Below are 22,194 nucleotides of genomic sequence, written 5' to 3' on the forward strand. Positions count from 1 at the left end.
ACCTCTCACCCATCAAGCAGGAGAAGCGCAACCAGCCGGTGTTCATCTTTGAGAGTGTTGAGAAGCTGGCGCATCTCAAAGGTGTGGGGAAGGAGAAAGTGATAAGCGCAGCCACTGCGAATGCCCGGAGGTTCTATGGAATCTGAGAGTTTTACACATAAACCTTGAAAATTTATCTAAAACATGAAACGGAAGTGTTTTATAGTAGTTTGTATTAAGTAACGTTTAAGAGGCCGGTAAAAACTATAGAAGTAATGTTATAGGTGTTCAACCAATGGATAGCGCAACCACTTTCGAAACACTCTGCAAGGTTCTGGGCTTTAATGAAAGCCCTGGTCTCCTAACCTCAGAAGATGTACCGTCTGCTACAGTAGATCAAGCTCGAATACTACGTGAATCAAAGGAAAAATTTGGTATAGACGCTATATACTTTGTCCAAGTGGCTCCTAAAGCTGTGAGTATTCCAGTGATATATTTCAAGCGGTTAGAATCCCCGGACCCAGACCTCTTACGTGACCTTCATCGCCGGATATGGAATCTGGGAAAGGTGCCCTTACTTTTTGTCATCCTTCCTGGAGAAATCAAAATATATAATTGCTTTGCACCTCCACCAGAAAAACCAGAGGAAGACCTTGATTCAGAAACACGACTTCTCAAATCATTGAGTACCCTAACAAACATCCAAAAGGAGTTAAGGGACTACAGCAGACAAGAAATTGATACTGGCAATTACTGGCGCAAAAATTGGAAGAAATTCAATATTGAAAATCGAGTAGATAACCACTTATTAAAAAATCTCCGCGTAGTATGCGATATAATGCATAGAAGAGGCTTAGAATACAAATGTGTACATAGTTTGCTTGGGCGTTCCATATTTATTTTATATCTTCAAGATAGAAAGGCTTTAAATGATTTTTTTAAGAAATTTGAAAATGGTAAATTCAGTAAATTTACTGATATTCTCCCAAATAAAGAACTAACCTACCGATTTTTTAAAAAAATCAATAAGCACTTCAACGGAGATATGTTTCCCGTAACTCCTGAGGAGGAGAGATTAGTTACTGAAGAACACCTTAAACCATTACGTGAATTCCTCTTAGGTACCGATCTTGAAACTGGTCAGAGACGCTTATGGCCGTATAGCTTCGATGTTATTCCTATAGAATTCATTAGTAATATTTATGAAGAATTCTTTCATCACGATAACAATAAAGAAACTAAATTGAAAAAGGGAACTCATTATACTCCTCAATTCTTAGTAGAATTTATATTGAATGAGATATTGCCATGGGATGGCGAAGAAACAAATGTTAAAGTACTCGATCCCGCTTGCGGTTCAGGAATTTTCCTGGTTGAGGCATATAAACGTTTAATTGAACGATGGAAGAGAGTAAATGGTAAAGATAATGTTGATTTTTCAACTTTGGTAGATATTATTAAAAAAAATATTTTTGGTGTAGACATAAATGAAGAAGCTATTCGAATTGCTGCTTTTAGTCTATACCTTACTATGCTTGATTATTTAGAACCGAAATCTATATGGCAAAATGTTAAATTTCCTATTCTTCTGAATGAAAATCTTTTTGCTGAAGATTTTTTTGACGAGGACGCCCCCTTTAATAAACATAAATATGACATAATTGTGGGAAATCCCCCATGGGGGAGCATTCCCTCTGAGAATTCTCTTGCACTTTCATATTGTAGAAATAGAAATAGGCCGATTGGAAATAAGCAGATAGCACAAGCTTTTATCTGGAGAGCTTCTGACCTTTGCGCCAAGAATGGAGAAATATGCCTATTAGTAACAGCTAAGGGACTTCTATTTAATCGTAGCGATAAGAATCGTGAATTTCGGCGAGCTTTTCTTAAAAATTTCGAAGTTCGTACAATAGTTAATTTGTCTGTGCTTCGTCATCAGATTTTTGATAAGTCAGTTGGCCCTCCTGCAATTGTTTTCTTTAAACCAAAACAAAATAATGATATTCAAAAACGTCCGATTCTTTATGTAGTACCGAAAATTTCTATAGAATCCAAACAACTTGGAGCTATTGTCATTGATCCTTCAAATCTTATATACTTGCCAGCAACTAAGGTTTTTGAAGATGATACTCTCTGGAAAGTTGCCATGTGGGGTACACCAAGAGATGCAATTCTCATATCTAAATGTCGTGAAAAAGGAACCCTGAAGGATTTTATAGAGAAAATGAAGTGGGAATTCGGAGATGGTTTTCAGGCTAATGGTAGTGATAGGAATTTTGCACCATGGCTGAAGAACCTTCCTTTCCTTCCCACAAAATATCTAAAAAGATTTTATATACCATATAATACATTACGACCGTTAAATAGAGATGTTTTTCATCGACCTAAAACCAAAAACCGATTTACCGCACCGTTATGTCTTGTTAAAGTTACTCTAAATAAAGGTCAGGTTGTTGCTGCTTATTCAGGTTTCAATATTTGTTATACTGATGGAATTATAGGTATTTCAGGCCACAAAAAAGATATTAGCATTTCAGACCACAAAAAAAATGCAGAAATGTTAAAAATATTGACATGTTATTTGAATTTCAACTTGGCAAGATACTTTCTTTTCTTAACAGCATCAGTCTGGGGCGTTGAAAGAGATGACATCCTCAAAATCGATTTTGAAAATATTCCTTTTATAATGCCTGAAGTAAATTCTAAATATTATAAAGAATTAGTAAAAATCTATGATGAAATAGCCAACTTACATGGTTTATCTATCGAACAGGAGAAAAAATTTATAGAAAAAATAGACAAAATATTCTTTGAGCTATTTTCACTGAGTGAAACTGATAAAGTACTTATCCATGACACCCTCAAATACACCATCAATCAATTTTATAAAAAAGAGGACTCTATAGCATATTTTCCAGTAACTAAGGATATTTTGTGCGATTATGCGATTGCATATTGTGACGTTTTTAACACTTTTTTGGCACATCAAAAGAAGTCATTAGACATAACTGTTTATTATGAAGAAGCAATGCCACTCCAAGTTGTTTCATTTACATTAAAAAAGACATTTGAACATCCAAAAATAGAGGTAAAAGAAGCAAGTGATGACCTTCAAAAAATTCTTAGTCGCTTGGATCGTCTTTTAATTGAACAACGTTCTCCAGGAATATATGTTCGTCGAAATGTCCGAATATATGATAATAACACGATTTATATTGTCAAATCTAATGAAATTAGATATTGGACCCGATCTATAGCCTTTAACGACGCCGATGAGACATTGGCAGATATATTCGAAAAATGGAAGGAAATGAGATGAGTATTGGAAAACTTTCTCATTCGGTTGGGGATATCAGTAGATTAGCAAATGAAATAGGTCCAGAGGTGGATAGAGCAATTCTAGAGATTGTAGTTGAAGCCTATAGATTATTAAACAGTGAAAATATTGTTAAAAAAAACTGGTGTGAGGACAAAATTACATCTGTACTATGTGACTGTATTCAGATGATTTGGAAAAGAACCAATTTAGACTATATCATACCTAAACATCAACATCCAGATTTCTCAACACAAAAGAAAAGAGGCCGCCCACCCACGATTGATTTTGCCTTTCGTCGTGGATTTTTAGAGCCTTCATATTTTGGATTTGAATGCAAGCTGGTTAATTATAGTCCTAGGTTAATACGTGAATATGTGGATAATGGGATGTTTCGTTTTATTTCAGGAAAATATGCTCATAATGAATCTGTTGGTGGGATGGTAGGTTATTTAATTGAATGTAAAGTCTCCGCAGTTGTTAAATTGATTAATAAAGAAATTTTGAAAAAAATGAATGCCTCAGATTGTTTAAAAATTGATGAACCAATCAAATGGTTCACTGATGCTTATATATCAAAACATACAAAAATTGGGTGTAGGTCTTCAATAACTCTACATCACCTGTTTTTTAGTTTAGTAATTGACACCTAACAATATTAGGTCAGGAAAATTATATTATAACAGGAAAAAAGGAGGCCTGGAACTACTGTCCAAACTGCAGTGCAAATCTGCGATGAAGGCGTGCCCTGGAAAATTCACCCTTTTTACAATTTTATTTTAAATTGTGAAACATGTAACATGTCACTGTGATTTAAATGGGGAGCGTAACTATAAGAATATCAGAAAAAGACAAGATCAAGCTAGAGGCCCTCTCCAGAGTAATTGACACTCGGAGCTTGGGTGATACCTTCAGCGAAATAATGGATTTTATAGATAGAAGAAAGGACGAATTCATCACCTCGACAAAAAAAGAAGGCAAGGAAGACCCCATGCTCAGAGTGCTACGAGAGGCTAAGGGGAAGTATGGAAAAACCGACGCAGGCAGGGTGGACGAATATCTCTATGGGGAATGACATGACCATATTTATCGACACAGGAATTTTTTTCAGCGCTTTCAATGAGGATGACATGTATCATCTCGACGCTCTGGGCATATATATTTCTGCCTTCTCTGGCAGATTCGGAGCTGTGTATACCTCCGATTACATCATAGATGAGACTGCTACCCTTCTCAAGATAAAAGCTAGACCGGAAATTGCACTGAAATTCCTGAAAAGCGCTCTCTCAAGCAGCATGCTGATAGTTAGAATAGATGAGAGAATTTTTAAAGAGAGCTGCAGAATTTTTGAGAAGTATTTTGAAAAAGCTGGGGTTAGCTTCACCGACGCAACAACCATTGCAACCCTTCGCCTTCTGGAAATTGAAAACATAGCGAGTTTCGACGGCAGGGGCTTTGATGGCATAGTCAAAAACCGGATAGGAGAGGGATTCTGGAAGACTCTGGGCGAAGATAAAAGGAGAGAGATTTTGAAGAAGCTGTCTCCGGATTAATATCCTCTCGGAGGCATCTTAGCCCTTGAAAATCATCGTGCCGATGCCCTCGTCGGTGAAGAGCTCCAGCAAAATTGCATGCTTGAGGCGGCCATCGATGATGTGGGCCTTCTCAACCTCGCCGAGAAGGGCGCGCTTGCACGCCTCCACCTTGGGCAGCATGGAGCCCCTGATTATCCCCCTCTTTATCAAACCCTTTATCTGTGTGGTTTTTATCTCCCTTATAAGCGATGACTCATCCTCCAGGTCTCGAAGAACGCCGGGCACATCTGTGAGGATTATCAGCTTCTTTGCCTTCAGCGCAGCTGCCATGTCACCGGCAACTGTATCGGCGTTGAGGTTGAGGCTGGTCCCATCGCGGCTGAGCCCTATGGGCGATATAACGGGAATATAGCCCCGCTCGCTGAGGATATGGATTATCTCGGGGTTGATCTCCTCAGTCTCACCCACCAGACCGAGGTCCACCTCCTTCTCCTCACCGCCCTCCCGCACAAGCATGCTGGGGCGTTTTCTTGCAATAATTAGGCTTCCATCCTTGCCGGAGAGCCCTACAGACTTGCATCCCAGGGCATTGAACATGGAAACGAGCTCTGTGTTTATCTTACCCACCAGCACCATCTTCACTATATCCAGTGTCTCCTCATCGGTGTATCGCAGGCCTGAAACAAAGCGCGGCGCCTTGCCCATCTTCTCCATGGCGCGGGTTATCTCTGGTCCGCCGCCGTGAACCACGACGGGTTTCATGCCTATGTAGCGGAGTAGTATTGTATCGCGAATTGTCCATGCCTTCGCCTCCTCATCCAGCATCGCGTGCCCGCCGTACTTGATAACCACATAGCTGCCGTAGAACTTCTCAATGTAGGGCAGAGCCCGGGCGAGCACTTCACCTAAGCTCTCCTGCAATGCCATGGAAGATACTCGCAGCGCAGGGTATATAAAAATAGCGTCTCATCACCGTGACTTTTAATCTATCAGCGGCAGACCTGGAAATTAAAATCATCTTCCATATTTTTATTTGATATTGAAATAAATTTAAAATATGTAAATTGCGGTTTTGCAAAAATCAGGGTATTTTTTGCAAAACTCCGAAAATGCTATATATACCGGGTGAAGCTAAAATAAGCTTGGAGGATATAGAGGAGGTGATTAGTTGGAGAAACAGGCAGCCGTCAACGGCTCTGACAACGCCGATATGGCTCCATATACATTATTAATAAGGAGGTGGAGATATGGCAGGAAATAAAGGGGCTTTATGGTGGATGACCAGCAGTGAAGAGATTTCGCGGAATTTGCCAGGGCTCATAGCGACGTTCATCTTCATGGTGATAATGCTGAACGTGGAGGCCGTTATAAAGTCGCAGGCCAGTGCAGGTGCAGCGTGGGCAGATTTCCTATACAACGATGCACAGGTTAAGTACGTGATGCTGCTCCTGATAGGTGGTATGATAATCAGGAATACGGTGGGCATACCCAAAGTGTTGCAGGACGGGGTGAATATCACCAGGCCAATAATCAAACCTGGTATAATTATAATGGGTATCCACTACACGGTACAGAATGTCATTGCTGTGGGTGCTGCGGCGCTTACAGTGGTGGTGCTCTTCGTGCTCGGTACAGCAGTTGTTATCTGGGTGCTTGGGCAGCGTTATGGTGTGCGCGATTCCCTTGCAGGCTGCTTGGGAGCTGGCGTGGGAATCTGTGGTGTATCAGCGATTATAGCCACTTCCCCGGTGGTTAGAGCGCAACCCACTGACCTGCTCTACAGTATAGCCACCATTCTGCTCTTCGGTACTGTGATGCTCTTTGTGACGCCTTACATAGGTACAGCAGTGGACATGCCACAATCTATTTTCGGTGCATGGGTGGCAACATCCATTCTCAATACGGCGCAGCTAACCGCGGCGGCGGAGTGGTACAGCACGCTTGCTCCTGAAGGAGCCCCCCTCGCTATAGACAGTGCAACTATAGTGAACATCGTGAGGGTGGTTTTCATACCCATCGTGGTGCTGGCGGCTATATGGTACTACATATTTAGACCACTGAGCGCAGAGGAGGCCGCAGCGAGAGGAATAAACAAGATGGATGTAATCAAGGAGAAGTTCCCGATCTTCGTGCTTGGGTTCTTCGTGCTGGTGATTTTCAATTCCATCGTTGGCGGCGTGGAGAAGAGTGTGGACAAAGCACTCTACAAAGACGCACGTAAGTTCTTCTTTGCCTGGGGCTTCGCTGGCATAGGCTTGAACATCGTGATCGAAGACCTCAAGAAGGCAGGCGGTGCAGCGTTTTCCATCGGGATAGGAGCTGGAATCGCCAAGGCGATAATATCGCTGCTGGTGATTTATGCCTTTGGACCAGATACATGGGTGGTGACTAAGTAATGGCAGCTACTGAACTCGAGGAAAAGGACAAGAAGGTCTTCGCTTCAGAGCGCAGGGAGGATATATTTGCCCTGATAGTTTCAGCGATAGTCTTCGCTCTCGCCATGGCGGGAATCTGGAAGTTCGGGACACTTAAAACACTGATATTTGTCTAAATTCCCGTCCCTCTATTTTTTTATTTTTTAACCAAATATTTTTATATGCTTGACTTTATCTTCATATCATGTTCCACAGGGTTCTGCTTTGCATAGATGGTAAAAAGCACACCAATAAGGCTGTGAGTTATGCTCTCCAGCTGGTCAAGGGGACACAGGCTGAGCTGACTGTGCTTCATGTCATAGACGGTTTCCTGCTGGAGAAGCGTATATCCCACGAGATCTACGCTGTAGGACGAAATGAGTACCGTGCCTATATCAAAAAAGAGCTTCAGAAGGAGGCGGACGCAGTTATCAGAAAATTCAGTGTGCTGGCGAAGAAGGGCGGAATAGATTTCCAGGTAAAGCTCCGCTCAGGACATCCGGTGGAAGAGGTGCTGAAGGAGATCGAAGAGAACAGGTACGACCTGGTGATTCTGGGCGGTAAGATGAAGCGCGGGCTGGCGGAGTTCAAGTCCCGCAACCTTCCCATGAAGGTTTTCCGCAAGTCGAAGGTACCTGTGATGGTGGTGCGATGAAGAAGCGCATACTGAAGCCCTACATGCCCAAGGGCGATGGTAGCTATGTTAAATGGGCCAAGAGAGGAGGGATGAGAAAGGACTGGGTGGCGATAATTACAGCTCTGTTTGCATTTTTCCATCTGCCCTTTGTGGGCTACTACCTGTGCGGTGAGGATGGCAAGGGAGCGATAATCACAGCGCTCTCCCTCATGGCTTTCATACTGGTGAACTACTCAAACCCAGTGGAAAACTGGATGATAGCTGCAAGGTACGCCCTGTGGTTATATCCCATTTACGACACCTACATGACAACCCGCGCTCATATGGACAAGTATCGCTTCGAATATGAGAAGAAATACGGCGCAAGTCCATATTAGAAGAAGCGCAGCAGCATACCGTCCTTCCCACAGAGTATAAATATCAGACCCAAGAACACATCAGCAGTACCATTGCCGAAGAGGAAGTACCCCAGCAGCTCATGGCCCAGGGATGTTGCGATGTAGACCCCCGGGAAGAGAATCCCCATGCCGATGAGTATGCAGTATAGCCCGGGGCGGATGCGCTTCACCCTGGCGGTTAGAAGGCTGGAGAGGAACAGCACCGCCGGAAAGGTCGCGAGACCCAGAATGGCATAGAAAAGCTCCAGCATGAAGATAGATTTTCGGAGTTATTTATATACCCTACGACGTAAGCTTGGCGTACAGAAGGGGCAGTTTCTTTGGCAACCTGGAGACCCTGTCTATTATGATATACCTTCCCTTCCCGAACATCCTGGGCAGGTAATCCCCCGCCTCCACGTCCACTGTTATGCACAGCGGATGAATACACTTCTTCCTTGCCTCCAGAACCGCCATCCGGGTGTCCTCCAGCGCATAGCGCCCATCATAGCCATCGTAGTCCAGAGGGGAGCCGTCGGTTAGCAGGATGAGCACCCTGTTTCTTGCTCCCTGCCTTTCCAGTTTCTGCGAGGCGTGGCGTATGGCAGCGCCCATGCGGGTGTAGCCTCCTGCACTTATGCCTGCAACCCTGTCCATACCATCACCCTCCTGGAAATCCTTTGCTATGCTGAAGTTGCACTCCCACCGGGTGTTGCTGCTGAAGCCGTATATCGCATACCTGTCTCCCAGGGCATCGAGAACATGGGCCATCAGTACCAGGGCTTCCTTCTCCACCTCCAGGGTAGCACCAGCCGTGGAGTTGCTCTGGTCTATGAGAAAAGCCACAGCCACATCCCTCTTCCTGCGAACCAGGCGAGAATAGAGCTTCTCATCCGGAGACTTCCCGGTGATGAGGTCTATGAGATAGTTAACCGAGGCGTCCAGGTCTATATCATCGCCGTAGTACTGACGCTTTAGCCTCCTGACCTCCCAGCGCAGCGCCTCAAACTGCCTTCTAATCTTCCTGAGCAGGGCAGCATGTCTGCGCAGGATTCTGTTCACCATCTCTCTATCCCTAACTTCAACTCTCTTCTCCCTCACGGTGCACCAGTCCTCGTGATAGCGCTCCCGCCTGTAGTCCCACTCCGGATAGAGGTACCCCTCTCCTCTCTGTCTGCGGAAGAAGAAGCCGTCGCTACCCGGGGCTCTGTAATCCATCCCTATCCTCCCGGCGTCTCCCACTGGAGCCTCACCACGGTTACCCTGCATTGGACGGTACTCAGCCTGCTTGCTCAGCCTGTCTATCCTTCCCCTGAAGCTCTTACCCACAGCCACATTTATGTCCATGCTTCCGAGGAAGCCCTTGGAGAATATGCTGAAGAGTCTCGACTTCAGGGACCCCCTCTCCTCCCTGGTTATGCCAAGACCGCTCTTCCCGTGGCTACGTCCCCACCGCTTCATTGCTCTGGATATCTCCCGGGGCTTTATATCTCCTATATAAGCCACCCTTGCCCTCCTCCTGTACCCTCCATTGAGCTGCATAAGGGAATTGTATATGTAGCGGGTGACCTCCCAGGACTTCTCAGGAGTGGCATCCCTGTTCTGCACCTCCTCAAGTCTTGAAAAGCAGTCCTCTACCACCCTTGCTATGTGCCCCGGAAGTCTGCCCCTCACCCTTCCCCCTAGGAGAAGCTGCACCAGTCCTTCCATCGCCGCTTCCCTGTCCTCCATCTCCTCAAAGCTCCGCCTCTTCTCCCACACTGCACCCTTCAGCTGTCTGAACTCCCTTCTCAGGCCTCTATACTCCTCCTCAAGCAGGTACTCCAGGCGGGCATACTCAACCAGAGAGAATATATCCAGGGCGAGCCTTTTGTTGAGGAAGGATTTGAGCCTATCCCCCAGAGCTGTAAAGGAGCCGTACTCCAGCTGGGCATATTTGTGCAACACCAGCAGCTTGTAGAATCTGAAGTTCTCCTCCTCGCTGGAGAACTCTTCACCGGCTGGGAGGTAGATTTCCCTGGCGTTGGTGTACGCCTCTCCGCTGACCAGGACAGGAATACGCCTCCCCGAGAGCGCAGTGAGGTACAGCTCGAGTATTCTTCCCATCCTGCGCAGCCGGCTATCCCCCTTATCTCTGGAGAAAACCCTCCCGAGCATATAATCTATTTAAATCTGAAGATAAAAAAATTTTCTGTTGTCATTTTAATCCCGCGCGATTGCGCAGGGAATAGTAGAGGCCGAACTTGCTCTTCGGCTTTAAGCCGGACTTCTTCAGCTCCTCCGCCACCTCTCCGGGAAGCTTCCTCAAATCCACCCTGACACGAGGGTCGCTCCTCAGAAAGAATATGGTTCCTCCCGCATACTCGAAATCCTCAGGCTCAACTTCCCTGTAACGTCTGCCTGTGATGTCCTCCAGCACGTAGCCCAGGAAGATCACCGCGAAGCCGAGAAGGATGAGCAGATTTGTGGGGTGAATACCATATAAGGCAGGGATTACAGTGACCCTGAGCTCTATCTCCTTGTTCTGAGTATAATTTCTGTTGTCGAACTGCAGGATGTATCGGCCCTCGCCCGGAGCTGCAAAGTTGAAGTTATGCCTTGCAACCACCACATCCGGCGCACGAAAATTCACATAGGGCGGCTCGAACAGGTACGCCAGGGGCTTGCCCCCGGGAGTCAGGATGCGGAAGCCGATTTCAGGAGGCTCGCCCCTGATGGAGAAAAAGCCCACCATCCTGTCCTTTCTCTCAAGAACTTTCCCCACCTCCAGTACCTCCCCGCCTGAGACCACATACTCCTCTTCCATAAATTCCGCTGTGGACAGGGGGAGTGCTATGGCCAGAAGGAGGATAGCCAGACCCAGAGCTATCACAAGGCCTCTTGGGGACATTCTAATTGTCAACCCCCTGTTCTGTCTTCAGGTGAGATAACCATAAGCGTGCAGCTCTTCAAAGCCAAGATTTAAATACGTCAATGCCCAAGAGAAGGGCATGGAGCTGCTTTCCCTTGAAGCCCTCGTGCTGTGGTTTCTGGCATTTATAGGTTTTATTGTTATCTTCCTCGGAGTCACCGTGCTGGCGATGAAGCTCAGCAGAAATGAAGAGGAGGAAGAGGGGTTACTTCCCGAGGAGTTTGTTGACGAAGGAGTCGAACTCTCTGGTCCAGATAAGCATGACGATGAAGGCGAGGACAGCGTTTCGAAGGTTGTCATTTAGCAGGTGATAAATCCCCAGCACCGCAAACAACAGCATCGCCGGAATCCTGATTCGCTCAAATATATCTGACATACGGTAACTAATTGCTCTGCAGCAAATAAAAACTTTACTATATGTAGTGAACGAAAATTTTTTATTTCTCCAGTTTAAATCTTCCCTCATAATGGTGTACAATTTAATTGCCTTCTTTGCAGGGGTCTACTTCGGCATCAGGAACTCCCGGATGGAGAAGTGGAAACTAATAGAAAAGGGTGTGCCCTTCGGGATAGCCATCTCCGCCGGGCTTAATATTCTGATGTTCATAATAGTTAAACCTGAGGTGAATGAACCTGGTGTTATAGAGGCTGTAGCCTACCTCTTCTTTGCTTTTCTCCTTGGCTCTATCGCAGGAAATATCGCGGGCAGAAGGCTCAATAGAGCCCTAAGGGTAGAAAGGATAGAGAGAAAAACAGATTGAAGTCTGGCTCATCAGAGAACTTTTTTTATGTGCTCCTGCATCTCATTGAGCTCTTCATCGAATTTCTTTTCCATCCACTCTGTTATGTTGGTAAAGGGTATGAAAAGGTTTATCTCTGCGGTGATTCCGTCGTCTTCGTCGATGTCCAGCTTGATGCTCATTGAGCGCCATCCCCCCCAGAGCATACCCAGCATCGAACCCTTGCTGAGCTCAATGGATAGGGGACGGCTGCCTCTGCCCATAGACCACTTTCTGGAGAGCCAGAACTCCAATATCGCGTCGTAGAGGGGTTCTATCTGCTCCTTATTTACCCTGAGCTTCAGCACCCTTTTAGTCTCGGTCATGAGGAGGCCTGTCTTTTTTCAAACTCCTTCTTAACTATCTCGTATACCTTTCGCCTTTCCCCTTCTCTCACCATATTCCTGCTCTCAAGGAAGGAATACCACTCGGGGAATAGCTCCTCCATCTCTTCCCAGGTCTTGCCCTTATTTCTCTCGAACCATTCCTCCATCTCCCTGTTGACCCTCGGGTCGACATAATCCCAGCCCATGGTCTTCCTCACCCGGGGCAGAAGGTCAGGCATTTGGCGGACAATATCTGTCTCTGTGATTATCCCCACCACTTTGCCTCCCTTAATCACCGGCACGTGGCGGATACCATTCTGGATCATTGTCCTGGCAACATAATCCACATTAGAGTCAACACCCGTAATTATAACCGGAGAAGACATAACCTCTTCTATGGGTGTCTCTTCGGTGCAGGCTTCCTTGGAAAACAGCCTGTTGATATCCCTCTCAGTAATTATACCCACAGCCTCACCGTCCTTCTCCACAACAACACAGCTTATCTTCTTCTCCTCCATAAGCTTGGATGCATCTTGGACGGTAGCCGTTGGCGGTACTGTCACCACAGGAGTGGTCATAAACTCGGATACCTTCTTTTCACTACCCTTGAGGATAAACTTGTAGATAAGTATATTTGCAACTATCAGTACGCCTATCGCTACAAACGCAGTAGATGGCCAGCTTTCAATTCCCATAGTACAACCTCCTTTTATCACTCGTTTTTCTACTCGTAACAGTAGGAAGAATTTTAGATATATAAACTTAACGCATATAATTTATTAGTCATTCAATAACCCTGCTGGAAGTCGGGTCTTCTATAAAATCATGCTGGCAACCTTCATCCCCGCGAACATCAGAATGAACAGGAACAGGATTCCTGCGTTGAGGATGATTATCAGCATCACTATACGACGCTGCTGCGGCGGCAGCTTCAGCAGAAAATGGTCTATTATAAATCTCGAGGTTCTTGCTAGAGGATTGTCCTGCAGCTCACAGTAATGCCTTATCGCCTCCAGCCAGTACTTAAGCTCATCCTCCATTGACTTCAGCGTCTTTTCGCTCGCCTCCCAGGGCAGAGAGAACCTTTCAGTGTGGGTTAGCCTCACACCCCCTTCCACCTCTTCCAGCACAATCTCCACATCAAAATCACCCTTTTCCTCCCTGCAGGTGATTCTATCCCTTAGAAGTTCTGTTATCACCAGTACGTACTCCCGCACCTCTCCGCTTTCCTTCTTTACCCTGACGCGGAATTTTCTGTCCCCCAGCTTCTTAAATCTGAGCACCTCCCAGGAGGGGTGCAGGCGGAGGCGCTTCTCTGTGTCTGCTACGAGCTGATAGACCTTCTCAAGGGGCGCGTGGACAACAACACTCTGACTTATGGAGTACATAACCCTTATTCTGCTGAGGGGTTATATATAATAAACCTTTGCATAAATTCAGAATAGATACCGCGCAATTACAATCGCAGCCAGGGCTCCAACACCCAGACCGAGGTCTATCAAGAAGAGGGCCTTAAAGAGTTCTCTCTCCCGCGGACTTACAGCAAACCATCGCCTTGCGACAGGGAGAAGGAAGTTGTACCGTGAGTTCCTGAGCTCAGAATATCGCCTGAGGTTCTCCAGCCATGCTTCCAGAATCTCCTCTGCCACGGTTTTCAGCGCCTCACTCCCGTCCCTGAGCACCTCTGTGTGGGTGAGCAGCGTGCCTCCAGCCACTTCCCTTATGGATAGCAGGACCTCAAATCCAGCCTCAACCGCCCTGCTGCGTATTCTCCTGTTCTCCTCAATCTCCAGGCACTCACTGGTGTAGAAAACCTCACCCTCCTTTGTCTTCAGTCTTATTCTGAACCTGGAGCCAGGGGCAAGTTTCCCGGGGGTGAGCTTCCTGACCTCCACCACCCGCCAGAAGGGGTTGAGGCTCAGCCTGAGGGGCACATTTGAGATGGTCTTAAATACAACCTCTGGAGGGGCAAGTATGTAGACGCTGCTGGTTATCTGCATGTATTATATGAAAAAAATAACCTTTGACGTCATATTCCGTACGCCTTATAGCAGGTGGTGCACTGCTCCGGCAGGGGGTTCTCAGCGAGGAGCCTCTCCAGTTGTCTTTCGGCCTCCCTCAGGTCAGAGAAGCTCACCTCAGAGGAGAGAGAGCTGAACACCTGCGTGGATATCTCCCTCCTTTTCCTGAAGAATTCTGCAAACTCCTGCCAGGCAGGTTTTTCCAGCACCTCAGCGATGCTCTCCTCCCTCACATCGCCGAAGTAGAGGCGCCTGAGTGTGTAGCGCCTGCCACAGAATATGCGTGGTATCTCACCATCGCGACGGGTCTGGTTCAGGTATACGCAGGGGCCGAGCATGCCGTCGTGGGCTATGAACAGATTTTTTGAGGGGTCCAGCTCGCACACCAGAGGCTCTTCCATCTCAAGGGGGTAGTGCCTGAACCTCAGCCCGCGCCTCATCGCCCCCATCCTGGCCCTGCGCACCGCTTTTTTGTACTCGCCCCTGGCCTTTTTGCAGGAGAAGACGCGCAGGGAATCGCCAAGCTCGTCGCAGGGGTAGTCCAGATTTGTGGCGACAAGCTCATCAACGCCCAGCTCAGAGGCGAGCTTCACAGCCTGAGGAAGCTCCCCAATGCTCTGGGTGGTCATCATGAAGGAGAGCACAATTCTGGGTTTACCCGGGTTTTGCCTGGCTTCCACCAGATTGCCTATGCCTTCCACAACCTCCTCCAGAGATGAGCCAACCCTAATGCTGGCGTGCGTCTTTTCGGTGGCGCCAGCAATTGAGATTCCGGCGATGTCCAAGCCTGCCTTCACCAGCTCTTCCGCAAGGTCGCTCTCGAGCAGAGTTGCATTTGTGGTTATTCCGACGCTGCAGCCCTGCTCTTTTGCTGTGGAGACCATCTCCACTATTTGCTTGTGGAGCAGAGGTTCGCCCCATCCCTGCAGATGCACATGCCTGGCGAGATGGAAATCCCTGCTTATTCTTCTGAAAAGCTCAATCGCAAGGTCGCCGGTGCTCCACTCCCGGGCGAACCTGGAGCGGGGACACATCCTGCAGCGGAGATTGCACCTCGATGTGGGCTCTATCTGAAAGGCGTCAAAGCTTCTCCTCCCGATACTGGGTGTTACCATCCCACTAAGAGACGAGAATAACGGCTAAAGCAATAACTCTGAGCATGCGATATATTTGATGTGCGTTTGCCATCGCATCTGTTTTTTATCTCCATATTGTCCACAAAACGTTATCAATAATTTTTAATAGTATCCCACCACAGGAGAAGGTGATTGTATGAAACAATTAACCTATCGAATTCTGCTCAGGAAAGAACCAGAGGGGGGATATACGGTAATAGTTCCTTCCCTCCCGGGCTGTGTTACGTACGGAGATACGATAGAAGAGGCTATACAGATGGCAAAGGAGGCCATTGAGTTATATATAGAGAGTTTGAGAGAACATGGTGAAGAATTACCCACTGAGGAGGATACTCTGGAATATACTTTGACTGTAAATATCCATAAAGCTCATGCCTAAGCTTCCATCCCTCACCCCAAAGAAAATCATCAGGGTACTGAAAAAGAAGGGATTCGTGCTGGATAGGGTTAAAGGGAGCCACCATCTATACTACCATCCTGAAACAAAAAGAAGGGTGGTTGTCCCCTTTCATAAGCGGGATTTGCCAAAAGGAACGTTGCTCGAAATTCTGAAGCAGGCTGGTATAAGTAAAGAAGAATTGAGAGAACTTTTGTGATACTTTTAAATTTTTGTGATGGAGCAGATTCACTATTTTTCTTACACCTAAAGCAATAACTCTGAACATGCGAATCTTCACCCTGTTTTTATGCTCAGCCCCACAGAAAGGCGCTATGTGCTGAGGCAGGCGTACATACCCGAGCACCTGGTGCACTACTTTACAGCAATTTCAGAGACTGAACCCCACCTCGTCACCGACTACCTGTGCTATCTCGGTGAGGGGGTGCTCAGCTTCATAGGCTATCCCCTCACAGGGAAGTTTGAAAACTCTGGCTTCCGGCGTGCCCTTGAGGAAGCCGTGGAGATGTTTGAACCCAGGCAGGTGGGGGTAATCTCGCCCTGCCCAATTGATGTGGAGCCCCTTGCGGTGCTCACAAGGGAAAGCGACTGCTACTACCTCCTGGATTTGGAGAGACTTGCGCTTCGCAAGAAGCTCAGAAGTCTCCTGAGGAGCGCAGAAAAAAGGCTGGAGGTGGGGCGGGGCAGCTTTGGCCAAGAGCACCTCGCCATTGTTGAAGAGTTCCTCAGCCGGGATATAGAGGAGAGCAGAAGGTGGGTATTTGAAAGGCTCTCCAGCTATGCCTCCTGCAATGAGCCTCTTCTGCTGGAAGCGAGGAGCGGCGATGCTCTAGTGGCCTTCAGCATCTTTGACTTCTCCCTCGGCGAATTTGCCTTCTACATGTTCAACTTTATCTCACGCAGCAACTACCTGCCCGGGGCAAGCGACCTCCTGCTCTGGGAGTTCATCAAAGAGGCGAAGGCTCAGGGAAAGCGCCATGTGAACCTGGGGCTTGGAATAAACAGAGGCATAGCAAGGTTCAAGGAAAAATGGGGAGGCAGGAGGTGGCTGGAGTACGAATTCTGCTCCTATGACAGGGAGCTTGAGAGCGTGGCAGCAAGCTACAGAAGGATGGGAATTTAGGCTATACTGAGGCCCCTTCTTATAGCCTGCTATAGCCTGTTATAGCAATTCTTTGCTATGGCAGGATTTAGATTTGTTGTATGCCAACCACAATTCAAGTGAAAGAGGAAGTAAAGAAAGCTCTAGACAGGATGAAGCTATTTGAAAGAGAGACTTACAATGATGTCCTAGAAAGGCTCCTGGAAGACTTGAAGGAACTGAATGAAGAGACAAAAAGGGAGATTGAAGCTGCGCTACAGGATATTGAAGAGGGCAGATATGTGGAACATGAAACCTTGAGGAAAGAGATGGGTTTCTGATGCCATTCAATATCATTTGGTCGCCCTCTGCTGTAAGAGAATTGAAGAAGCTGGACAGAGTGGTGGCCAAGAAGATTTTTAATAAAGTGGATGAACTGAGGAATGACCCTTACAGGAATGTTAGAAAGCTGGTTGGACTTCCTTACTACCGTCTTCGTGTGGGAGATTACAGGGTTATCTTGGACATAAAAAGGAATGAATTGAGAATCCTGATTCTTAAAGTTGGGCATAGAAAGAAGATATACAAATGAATATGGAAGAAAAGAGATACCTTACAAAACAACCCTGTCCAGCTCATCGGGAAAGCGCGACATAAGCTTTGCACGGCGCTTCACAAGCACCATATCCTCCACCCTCACACCGAAATTCCTGAGGTAAAGCCCTGGTTCAACCGCAAGCACCATGTTCTCCTGAAAAACCGGCCTCTCCTCACTAATGAAAAAGGGGGCCATGGCATGGTACAGCCTCTCCACATCTGTACTGCCCTCTGGTAAGGGTGGCTCTTCTTCGTGTTTTTGCGATGTTATCACAGGTGGCTCGTGCACCTCGAGACCTACGCCGTGTCCCGGGGTATAGACCATATACCTCTCCAGCTTATACTCCCTGAAAACGCCTCTAACCGCATGCTCCACGGCGGCGATTTCTTTACCGGCACCGATCTCGCGCAGCGCGGCCTTCTTCGCCTCCAGTATGCACTCATATACCTCCTCATATTCAGGGGTAACCCTGCCCACGTGAAAGGTGCGTGTGAGGTCAGTCCAGTAGTGTTCAAAGGCTCCGCCGTAGTCTATGAGCAGTGCTCCCCCGCCAATCCTGCCGCTCATATCCCGCGAAAAGGGTCTGGCAGAGGCTTTGCCGGAGCGCACCCTCGCCTTTGTCTGGTCTGCACCGCACCGCTTCAGCTCAAGGTCCAGCATCCCTGAAAGCATGCGCTCGGGCGTGCCCCGGGCTATGCTCCCCGTCACACTGCGCAGCGCCTCTTCAGAGCGCCTGACCGCTCGAGTTATTGTGGCTATCTCCTCCCTATCCTTTACCATGCGCATTCCGCTGATAATCGGCGATATGTCCTGCCACTTTGTCTCGAGCTTCTTCACAGTCTCCACAGGGAGGTAATCTCCCTCCACCCCCAGGGGCTTTCTCCTGAGATTTCCCAGAAAATCCCTCAGGAAGACCCCCTTCCTCTCAGGAATGCAACCTCCATGACGGAGCATCCTCCTCAGCGCAGCTATTGTATTGAGCTCCCCCTTTATGACCTCCACCCGTGAGCACTCCTCTGCCTCGCGGTAGCTTGAAGGTGCCACTAGCAGCGCAGGTGAGCGCTTCGCAGAAACAAGAAGAAATGAGGCTTCTATGGGATATACGCCAGAAAAATAGTAGACGTTCTCAGGCTTGGCTATAACGCAGCACTCCACCCCCGCCTCTTCCAGCAGGGAAAGCAGCTTCTCTATTCTCGAATGCATATCACATTTAGATATTCCCCCCAAACCTATAAAAATTCTCACGTCCATGCTTAATCCATGAAGCTACTCGTCGCAATAACCGGAGCAAGCGGCATAGCCTATGCGCTGCGCTTCCTCGAGGCGCTGAAAGAGCTTGGCATAGGCTATGAATGCATACTCAGCGACGCCGCAGAGAAGATTCTGGAACATGAGGTGGGAAAAGCTGAGATTGACATGGAGCGCTGCTATGGTGAGCACGATATAGAGGCGCCCTTCTCAAGTGGCTCTTTCCGTGTGGATGCCATGGTGGTAATCCCCTGCAGCATGAAGACGCTGGCAGCCATCGCCAATGGATACGCCTCTAATTTAATCACGCGCAGCGCCGACGTAATGCTCAAAGAGCGCAGGACGCTGGTGCTCGTACCCAGAGAGACGCCGCTCAATGCGATTCATCTTGAGAATATGCTCAAACTCGCAAAGCTGGGTGCTGTTATTCTGCCTGCAATGCCCGCCTTCTATTCCAGACCAGAGAGCATAGATGACCTGCTCAACTTCATCGCCGGCAAGGTGCTCGACACCCTAGGAATAGAAAACAACCTCTACAAGAGGTGGGGAGGCGAATGAAAGACCTGCGGGATTTTTTGAAGGCCGACCTCAAAATAAAGGAGGAGGTGGACCCTGAGTATGAGGTGAGCTACCTTCTGCATGAGAACCCGCGCAGGACACTGCTCTTTGAACGCATAAAGGGCAGCAGACTGCGCGTTGTGGGCAACCTGATAACCTCGCGCGAGCGCATGTGCGAAGCCCTGGGCACCACAAAGGAGGAGTATATTCATCACGTTGTGAGGGTTGCACAGAGCTGCGAGGAGGGTGAGTTTCACATCGCTGCCAAGGCACCAGTGTACGAGAAGCGCTGCTCCAGCCTCAGGGAACTGCCCATACTGAAGCACTTTGAGAAGGATGCTGGCAGGTACATAACCTCAGGCGTGGTAATAGCCAGAGACGAGGAGCATGGCAGGAATGCAAGTGTGCATCGCATGCTTGTGCTGGACGACAACCACCTGGCTATCCGCATAGTGGAGCGCCACCTGTATGAGTACCACAAGAGGGCAGAGGAGCGGGATGAGGCCCTTGAGGTGGCAATAGTCATAGGCATGCACCCCGCGCTGCTCTTCGCCTCAAGCTACTCCTTTGGGATAAATCAGGATGAGCTCTGCCTTGCCTCTGCCTTCATGGGCGAGGCCATTGAGCTGGCTGAATGCAAAACCGTAGACCTCGAGGTTCCGGCGAATGCTGAGATTGTGATAGAGGGCAGGCTTTTGCCTCATGAGCGTGCGGAGGAGGGGCCTTTCACAGACATCACCGGCACCTACGATATAGTGAGAAAGCAGCCGGTGATTGAGGTTTCCCGGATTTACCACCGCAGTGATGCGATATACCATGCCCTTCTCCCGAGCAGCGTGGAACACCGCCTGCTCATGGGAATGCCCCAGGAGCCAAGGATATTCACCTCAGTCGCAAAGGTGGCGAGGGTGAAGAATGTGCTGCTAACGCCCGGTGGATGCAACTGGCTTCACGGCGTCGTTGCCATAGAAAAGCGCAGCGAAGAGGACCCAAGGAAGGCAATTCTCGCAGCCCTCGAGGGGCATCCCAGCATGAAGCACGTCGTGATTGTGGACGAGGACGTAAACATCTACAACACCGAGGAGGTGGAGTTCGCCATAGCCACGTGCTTCCAGGGGGACCGTGACCTGGTGATGATACGCGGTGTTCGCGGCTCCTCCCTTGACCCGAGCGCCGGCAAAAGTGGAATTACAACAAAGCTCGGTCTGGACGCAACCAAACCCCTGCACAACCTCTCAGCCTACGAAAAGGCGAGAATCCCCCGAAAGTAAAATTATTCGGTAATCTTTGGCACCTTGAAGGTTAGCTCTGTGCGTTCTGCTGGATTTACTGAGACTCTGGTTTCCTGATAGTTGAACTCCAGCCTATCCGGGTCGAGCCATCTGAGCTTAACCAGATGTTCACCCGGCTTTACCTTGAAGGGCTTGTATTCATAGCTGGCGCCTGAGTTTATAAACTCCCCTCTGGGAATGCTGTCCAGGATCACCTCAACAAATAACCTGTCGTCGTCTTCATTTACAACCTTTACCACCACCTCGCCGCTGAGGTGGGGCGAGAGGATGAGCCCTAAAATCTGCTCCCTGAGGGAGGTGCTTACGTCAACAAGAAGCAGCTTCACCGGCTCGAATTTCGGAGTCACGCGGTGGCTGACCAGGAAGTCTGCCGTAACCTCGGGGATTTCATTACCCTTCACATAGACCACCGGCGCCCTGTAGACGGCTGCAAGAAACACAGCCTCGCTGCCCGGCGCTTCTCCGTTCGCAACCACGATGGTGTCGTAACCTCTGGCGACCTCAGCCAGCTTTACAGCAGTTTCATAGCGCGTCTCGCCCGCGATGCGCTCAACCCTCGCAATTGAGGCTAGCTTTTCCTCCACCTCCCGCGAAACCGCCTTCTCTCCTCCCAGGACGATTATTTTGCGTGGTGAGAACCTCTCAAGCGCATCAAGCGTGGCATCTGGCAGCTCTCCTGGCCTGGTGAGGAGCACCGGTATGCGGTTGCTCCTCGCGTAGGCTATTGCCGCTGTTGCATCTGCAGGGATGTCTCCCCTAGCTATGAGCACAGTGTTCGGATAGGTGAGGTAGATATACTTCTTCAGTGCAAGGGAGGCGGCTATGTCATATACGTCGCCTGTTATGGGCTCAACCTTTGTGAGCTTCTCCTTTATCCCCTCTGGCGCAGGGTTGTAGCCCAGCGCCGCAATGGCTGGGAGAAGGGGCTCCTCCGCCTGATAGAACTGCGCACCTTCGAGGCGCTTTTCCTTCACCGCTTTGAAAAGCGACGCTGAGGTAACCACATTTAAGCCCTCCTCAAATGCTGGTTCTACTCCGGGACCGCCACCGCCAACAGCTACTGGCTTCGCCGCCGAGGCAACGCTCACCGAAATGCTCGCCTGATTGTCGCTTTCATTTTTCTCTGAAAAGGCATTGAGCGGGTCAACCCTCACTGTTACTGTGTGCGTCCCAGAGGCAGCGCCGGACCAAGTGAAGTTGACAGTTGCGTTGGAGCTGGCGGATATGTTGAGGGTTTTATTTGCATAGCTGGCAGAGTTCAGCAGAAACTCCACCTGAACCTTCTGGGCGCTTATGTTGCCTGTGTTGTGCACTGTCGCTGAGACGGTGATGGTGTCGCCCTGCTTTGGCGATGCTGGGGAGTAGGTTATGTCAGCTGAGGCAAGGGAAAGCTCAACACCAGAGTCGTAAATTGTTATTATGCCGCTCCTGGAGAGCCTTCCTGGCAGGGATGAGTAGTTGGCATAAACTGTTATGTTGTAGCTACCAGAGGATGTGATGTTTACCGGGAAGGTGTGGATGAGCGTAGAGTTTGCGGGCACGCTTACAGTGGTGAAGTTGTAGGTGGTGCCGTTTAGGGTGAGGTTGAG

The 22,194-nt window shown here is 48.4% G+C and carries 28 protein-coding genes; 17 read left to right on the plus strand and 11 right to left on the minus strand.

Annotation, left to right across the window (positions count from 1 at the left end):
• Positions 1 to 274: 274 nt before the first annotated feature.
• The 4 genes from ACXJJW_RS04955 to ACXJJW_RS04970 all read left to right on the plus strand — a co-directional run bounded on the left by ACXJJW_RS04955 (position 275) and on the right by ACXJJW_RS04970 (position 4,848).
• Positions 275 to 3,298 (plus strand): HsdM family class I SAM-dependent methyltransferase, encoded by a 3,024-nt coding sequence (locus ACXJJW_RS04955; protein WP_456474627.1) that lies wholly within the window; start codon positions 275 to 277, stop codon positions 3,296 to 3,298.
• Positions 3,280 to 3,948, plus strand: coding sequence for a hypothetical protein (locus tag ACXJJW_RS04960; protein ID WP_456474628.1), 669 nt, complete (start codon positions 3,280 to 3,282; stop codon positions 3,946 to 3,948). Before ACXJJW_RS04955 ends, ACXJJW_RS04960 begins: the two co-directional genes overlap by 19 nt.
• A 164-nt stretch (positions 3,949 to 4,112) precedes the next feature.
• Positions 4,113 to 4,370: a hypothetical protein gene (locus tag ACXJJW_RS04965; protein ID WP_456474629.1), complete on the plus strand. Its 258-nt coding sequence runs from the start codon at positions 4,113 to 4,115 to the stop codon at positions 4,368 to 4,370.
• Positions 4,360 to 4,848 carry a type II toxin-antitoxin system VapC family toxin gene (locus tag ACXJJW_RS04970; RefSeq protein ID WP_456474630.1) on the plus strand — a complete coding sequence of 163 codons (489 nt, stop codon included), beginning with the start codon at positions 4,360 to 4,362 and terminating at the stop codon, positions 4,846 to 4,848. Before ACXJJW_RS04965 ends, ACXJJW_RS04970 begins: the two co-directional genes overlap by 11 nt.
• Before the next feature lie 18 nt (positions 4,849 to 4,866).
• Here the strand turns inward: ACXJJW_RS04970 and argB are convergent, their stop codons facing one another.
• Entirely contained in the window at positions 4,867 to 5,757 is an 891-nt protein-coding gene (gene argB / locus ACXJJW_RS04975) for an acetylglutamate kinase (RefSeq protein ID WP_456474631.1), read from the minus strand.
• Positions 5,758 to 6,077: 320 nt separating this feature from the next.
• Here argB and ACXJJW_RS04980 point away from each other — a divergent pair, with 320 nt between their 5' ends.
• From ACXJJW_RS04980 to ACXJJW_RS04995, 4 genes are all read left to right on the plus strand, one after another.
• Positions 6,078 to 7,226 (plus strand): YeiH family protein, encoded by a 1,149-nt coding sequence (locus ACXJJW_RS04980; RefSeq protein ID WP_456474632.1) that lies wholly within the window; start codon positions 6,078 to 6,080, stop codon positions 7,224 to 7,226.
• Positions 7,226 to 7,381: a hypothetical protein gene (locus ACXJJW_RS04985; protein ID WP_456474633.1), complete on the plus strand. Its 156-nt coding sequence runs from the start codon at positions 7,226 to 7,228 to the stop codon at positions 7,379 to 7,381. The genes ACXJJW_RS04980 and ACXJJW_RS04985 overlap by 1 nt, the downstream gene beginning before the upstream one ends.
• Positions 7,382 to 7,449: 68 nt before the next feature.
• Complete coding sequence (locus tag ACXJJW_RS04990; RefSeq protein WP_456474634.1) at positions 7,450 to 7,899, plus strand: universal stress protein; 450 nt, start codon at positions 7,450 to 7,452, stop codon at positions 7,897 to 7,899.
• The gene (locus ACXJJW_RS04995; protein ID WP_456474635.1) at positions 7,896 to 8,258 is read left to right on the plus strand and encodes a hypothetical protein; all 363 of its coding nucleotides are present in this window, start codon (positions 7,896 to 7,898) and stop codon (positions 8,256 to 8,258) included. Before ACXJJW_RS04990 ends, ACXJJW_RS04995 begins: the two co-directional genes overlap by 4 nt.
• On the opposite strand, the gene ACXJJW_RS05000 is transcribed toward ACXJJW_RS04995, so the two are convergent.
• Genes ACXJJW_RS05000 through ACXJJW_RS05010 form a run of 3 tightly spaced genes read right to left on the minus strand, consistent with a single transcriptional unit; the run spans position 8,255 to position 11,148 of the window.
• Positions 8,255 to 8,530: a G protein-coupled receptor family protein gene (locus tag ACXJJW_RS05000; RefSeq protein WP_456474636.1), complete on the minus strand. Its 276-nt coding sequence runs from the start codon at positions 8,528 to 8,530 to the stop codon at positions 8,255 to 8,257. The genes ACXJJW_RS04995 and ACXJJW_RS05000 overlap by 4 nt on opposite strands.
• 31 nt (positions 8,531 to 8,561) lie before the next feature.
• A complete protein-coding gene (locus ACXJJW_RS05005; protein ID WP_456474637.1) occupies positions 8,562 to 10,415 on the minus strand; it encodes a nitric oxide reductase activation protein NorD in 1,854 nt (617 codons plus the stop codon).
• Between the two features lie 40 nt (positions 10,416 to 10,455).
• Positions 10,456 to 11,148 (minus strand): hypothetical protein, encoded by a 693-nt coding sequence (locus ACXJJW_RS05010; protein ID WP_456474638.1) that lies wholly within the window; start codon positions 11,146 to 11,148, stop codon positions 10,456 to 10,458.
• 100 nt (positions 11,149 to 11,248) lie between these two features.
• Between ACXJJW_RS05010 and ACXJJW_RS05015 the strand changes: the two genes are divergently transcribed.
• Both ACXJJW_RS05015 and ACXJJW_RS05020 read left to right on the plus strand, forming a co-directional pair.
• Positions 11,249 to 11,473: a hypothetical protein gene (locus tag ACXJJW_RS05015; RefSeq protein ID WP_456474639.1), complete on the plus strand. Its 225-nt coding sequence runs from the start codon at positions 11,249 to 11,251 to the stop codon at positions 11,471 to 11,473.
• 163 nt (positions 11,474 to 11,636) lie between these two features.
• Positions 11,637 to 11,930 carry a hypothetical protein gene (locus ACXJJW_RS05020; RefSeq protein ID WP_456474640.1) on the plus strand — a complete coding sequence of 98 codons (294 nt, stop codon included), beginning with the start codon at positions 11,637 to 11,639 and terminating at the stop codon, positions 11,928 to 11,930.
• An 11-nt stretch (positions 11,931 to 11,941) separates the two neighbouring features.
• Here ACXJJW_RS05020 and ACXJJW_RS05025 read toward each other — a convergent pair whose 3' ends face one another.
• The 5 genes from ACXJJW_RS05025 to ACXJJW_RS05045 form a co-directional block, all read right to left on the minus strand.
• Positions 11,942 to 12,274: a hypothetical protein gene (locus tag ACXJJW_RS05025; protein WP_456474641.1), complete on the minus strand. Its 333-nt coding sequence runs from the start codon at positions 12,272 to 12,274 to the stop codon at positions 11,942 to 11,944.
• Positions 12,271 to 12,969 (minus strand): CBS domain-containing protein, encoded by a 699-nt coding sequence (locus tag ACXJJW_RS05030; RefSeq protein WP_456474642.1) that lies wholly within the window; start codon positions 12,967 to 12,969, stop codon positions 12,271 to 12,273. The genes ACXJJW_RS05025 and ACXJJW_RS05030 overlap by 4 nt, the downstream gene beginning before the upstream one ends.
• Before the next feature lie 120 nt (positions 12,970 to 13,089).
• Positions 13,090 to 13,662: an SRPBCC family protein gene (locus tag ACXJJW_RS05035; RefSeq protein WP_456474643.1), complete on the minus strand. Its 573-nt coding sequence runs from the start codon at positions 13,660 to 13,662 to the stop codon at positions 13,090 to 13,092.
• 48 nt (positions 13,663 to 13,710) lie between these two features.
• Positions 13,711 to 14,274, minus strand: a complete 564-nt coding sequence (locus ACXJJW_RS05040) for an SRPBCC family protein (RefSeq protein ID WP_456474644.1) — start codon at positions 14,272 to 14,274, stop codon at positions 13,711 to 13,713.
• Positions 14,275 to 14,303: 29 nt separating this feature from the next.
• Positions 14,304 to 15,410: a radical SAM protein gene (locus ACXJJW_RS05045; RefSeq protein WP_456474645.1), complete on the minus strand. Its 1,107-nt coding sequence runs from the start codon at positions 15,408 to 15,410 to the stop codon at positions 14,304 to 14,306.
• 157 nt (positions 15,411 to 15,567) lie between these two features.
• On the opposite strand from ACXJJW_RS05045, the gene ACXJJW_RS05050 reads away from it, so the two are divergent.
• The 5 genes from ACXJJW_RS05050 (at position 15,568) to ACXJJW_RS05070 (ending at position 17,501) form a co-directional block, all read left to right on the plus strand.
• Positions 15,568 to 15,810 (plus strand): type II toxin-antitoxin system HicB family antitoxin, encoded by a 243-nt coding sequence (locus ACXJJW_RS05050; RefSeq protein WP_456474646.1) that lies wholly within the window; start codon positions 15,568 to 15,570, stop codon positions 15,808 to 15,810.
• Positions 15,803 to 16,027 carry a type II toxin-antitoxin system HicA family toxin gene (locus tag ACXJJW_RS05055; RefSeq protein ID WP_456474647.1) on the plus strand — a complete coding sequence of 75 codons (225 nt, stop codon included), beginning with the start codon at positions 15,803 to 15,805 and terminating at the stop codon, positions 16,025 to 16,027. Before ACXJJW_RS05050 ends, ACXJJW_RS05055 begins: the two co-directional genes overlap by 8 nt.
• Before the next feature lie 90 nt (positions 16,028 to 16,117).
• Positions 16,118 to 16,951 (plus strand): GNAT family N-acetyltransferase, encoded by an 834-nt coding sequence (locus ACXJJW_RS05060; protein WP_456474648.1) that lies wholly within the window; start codon positions 16,118 to 16,120, stop codon positions 16,949 to 16,951.
• A gap of 80 nt (positions 16,952 to 17,031) precedes the next feature.
• Positions 17,032 to 17,250: an antitoxin VapB family protein gene (locus ACXJJW_RS05065; protein WP_503417198.1), complete on the plus strand. Its 219-nt coding sequence runs from the start codon at positions 17,032 to 17,034 to the stop codon at positions 17,248 to 17,250.
• Positions 17,250 to 17,501, plus strand: coding sequence for a type II toxin-antitoxin system RelE family toxin (locus ACXJJW_RS05070; protein ID WP_456474650.1), 252 nt, complete (start codon positions 17,250 to 17,252; stop codon positions 17,499 to 17,501). The genes ACXJJW_RS05065 and ACXJJW_RS05070 overlap by 1 nt, the downstream gene beginning before the upstream one ends.
• Positions 17,502 to 17,522: 21 nt before the next feature.
• Here ACXJJW_RS05070 and ACXJJW_RS05075 read toward each other — a convergent pair whose 3' ends face one another.
• Positions 17,523 to 18,710 carry a M24 family metallopeptidase gene (locus tag ACXJJW_RS05075; protein ID WP_456474651.1) on the minus strand — a complete coding sequence of 396 codons (1,188 nt, stop codon included), beginning with the start codon at positions 18,708 to 18,710 and terminating at the stop codon, positions 17,523 to 17,525.
• A 57-nt stretch (positions 18,711 to 18,767) separates the two neighbouring features.
• Between ACXJJW_RS05075 and ACXJJW_RS05080 the strand changes: the two genes are divergently transcribed.
• A complete protein-coding gene (locus ACXJJW_RS05080; protein ID WP_456474652.1) occupies positions 18,768 to 19,313 on the plus strand; it encodes a UbiX family flavin prenyltransferase in 546 nt (181 codons plus the stop codon).
• The gene (locus ACXJJW_RS05085; RefSeq protein ID WP_456474653.1) at positions 19,310 to 20,584 is read left to right on the plus strand and encodes a UbiD family decarboxylase; all 1,275 of its coding nucleotides are present in this window, start codon (positions 19,310 to 19,312) and stop codon (positions 20,582 to 20,584) included. The genes ACXJJW_RS05080 and ACXJJW_RS05085 overlap by 4 nt, the downstream gene beginning before the upstream one ends.
• A gap of 2 nt (positions 20,585 to 20,586) precedes the next feature.
• On the opposite strand, the gene ACXJJW_RS05090 is transcribed toward ACXJJW_RS05085, so the two are convergent.
• Positions 20,587 to 22,194: cell wall-binding repeat-containing protein (locus ACXJJW_RS05090; RefSeq protein ID WP_456474654.1), on the minus strand; the 1,608-nt coding region annotated here is incomplete at its 5' end.

Source organism: Candidatus Pyrohabitans sp. (assembly GCF_054014795.1).

Excerpts from the sequence above, each read along its gene's own strand:
- ACXJJW_RS04955 (WP_456474627.1), top strand. The coding sequence starts at position 275 with ATGGATAGCGCAACCACTTTCGAAACACTCTGCAAGGTTCTGGGCTTT.
- ACXJJW_RS04960 (WP_456474628.1), top strand. The coding sequence starts at position 3,280 with ATGGAAGGAAATGAGATGAGTATTGGAAAACTTTCTCATTCGGTTGGG.
- ACXJJW_RS04965 (WP_456474629.1), top strand. The coding sequence starts at position 4,113 with ATGGGGAGCGTAACTATAAGAATATCAGAAAAAGACAAGATCAAGCTA.
- ACXJJW_RS04970 (WP_456474630.1), top strand. The coding sequence starts at position 4,360 with ATGGGGAATGACATGACCATATTTATCGACACAGGAATTTTTTTCAGC.
- argB (WP_456474631.1), bottom strand. The coding sequence starts at position 5,757 with ATGGCATTGCAGGAGAGCTTAGGTGAAGTGCTCGCCCGGGCTCTGCCC.
- ACXJJW_RS04980 (WP_456474632.1), top strand. The coding sequence starts at position 6,078 with ATGGCAGGAAATAAAGGGGCTTTATGGTGGATGACCAGCAGTGAAGAG.
- ACXJJW_RS04985 (WP_456474633.1), top strand. The coding sequence starts at position 7,226 with ATGGCAGCTACTGAACTCGAGGAAAAGGACAAGAAGGTCTTCGCTTCA.
- ACXJJW_RS04990 (WP_456474634.1), top strand. The coding sequence starts at position 7,450 with ATGTTCCACAGGGTTCTGCTTTGCATAGATGGTAAAAAGCACACCAAT.
- ACXJJW_RS04995 (WP_456474635.1), top strand. The coding sequence starts at position 7,896 with ATGAAGAAGCGCATACTGAAGCCCTACATGCCCAAGGGCGATGGTAGC.
- ACXJJW_RS05000 (WP_456474636.1), bottom strand. The coding sequence starts at position 8,530 with ATGCTGGAGCTTTTCTATGCCATTCTGGGTCTCGCGACCTTTCCGGCG.
- ACXJJW_RS05005 (WP_456474637.1), bottom strand. The coding sequence starts at position 10,415 with ATGCTCGGGAGGGTTTTCTCCAGAGATAAGGGGGATAGCCGGCTGCGC.
- ACXJJW_RS05010 (WP_456474638.1), bottom strand. The coding sequence starts at position 11,148 with ATGTCCCCAAGAGGCCTTGTGATAGCTCTGGGTCTGGCTATCCTCCTT.
- ACXJJW_RS05015 (WP_456474639.1), top strand. The coding sequence starts at position 11,249 with ATGGAGCTGCTTTCCCTTGAAGCCCTCGTGCTGTGGTTTCTGGCATTT.
- ACXJJW_RS05020 (WP_456474640.1), top strand. The coding sequence starts at position 11,637 with ATGGTGTACAATTTAATTGCCTTCTTTGCAGGGGTCTACTTCGGCATC.
- ACXJJW_RS05025 (WP_456474641.1), bottom strand. The coding sequence starts at position 12,274 with ATGACCGAGACTAAAAGGGTGCTGAAGCTCAGGGTAAATAAGGAGCAG.
- ACXJJW_RS05030 (WP_456474642.1), bottom strand. The coding sequence starts at position 12,969 with ATGGGAATTGAAAGCTGGCCATCTACTGCGTTTGTAGCGATAGGCGTA.
- ACXJJW_RS05035 (WP_456474643.1), bottom strand. The coding sequence starts at position 13,662 with ATGTACTCCATAAGTCAGAGTGTTGTTGTCCACGCGCCCCTTGAGAAG.
- ACXJJW_RS05040 (WP_456474644.1), bottom strand. The coding sequence starts at position 14,274 with ATGCAGATAACCAGCAGCGTCTACATACTTGCCCCTCCAGAGGTTGTA.
- ACXJJW_RS05045 (WP_456474645.1), bottom strand. The coding sequence starts at position 15,410 with ATGGTAACACCCAGTATCGGGAGGAGAAGCTTTGACGCCTTTCAGATA.
- ACXJJW_RS05050 (WP_456474646.1), top strand. The coding sequence starts at position 15,568 with ATGAAACAATTAACCTATCGAATTCTGCTCAGGAAAGAACCAGAGGGG.
- ACXJJW_RS05055 (WP_456474647.1), top strand. The coding sequence starts at position 15,803 with ATGCCTAAGCTTCCATCCCTCACCCCAAAGAAAATCATCAGGGTACTG.
- ACXJJW_RS05060 (WP_456474648.1), top strand. The coding sequence starts at position 16,118 with ATGCTCAGCCCCACAGAAAGGCGCTATGTGCTGAGGCAGGCGTACATA.
- ACXJJW_RS05065 (WP_503417198.1), top strand. The coding sequence starts at position 17,032 with ATGCCAACCACAATTCAAGTGAAAGAGGAAGTAAAGAAAGCTCTAGAC.
- ACXJJW_RS05070 (WP_456474650.1), top strand. The coding sequence starts at position 17,250 with ATGCCATTCAATATCATTTGGTCGCCCTCTGCTGTAAGAGAATTGAAG.
- ACXJJW_RS05075 (WP_456474651.1), bottom strand. The coding sequence starts at position 18,710 with ATGCATTCGAGAATAGAGAAGCTGCTTTCCCTGCTGGAAGAGGCGGGG.
- ACXJJW_RS05080 (WP_456474652.1), top strand. The coding sequence starts at position 18,768 with ATGAAGCTACTCGTCGCAATAACCGGAGCAAGCGGCATAGCCTATGCG.
- ACXJJW_RS05085 (WP_456474653.1), top strand. The coding sequence starts at position 19,310 with ATGAAAGACCTGCGGGATTTTTTGAAGGCCGACCTCAAAATAAAGGAG.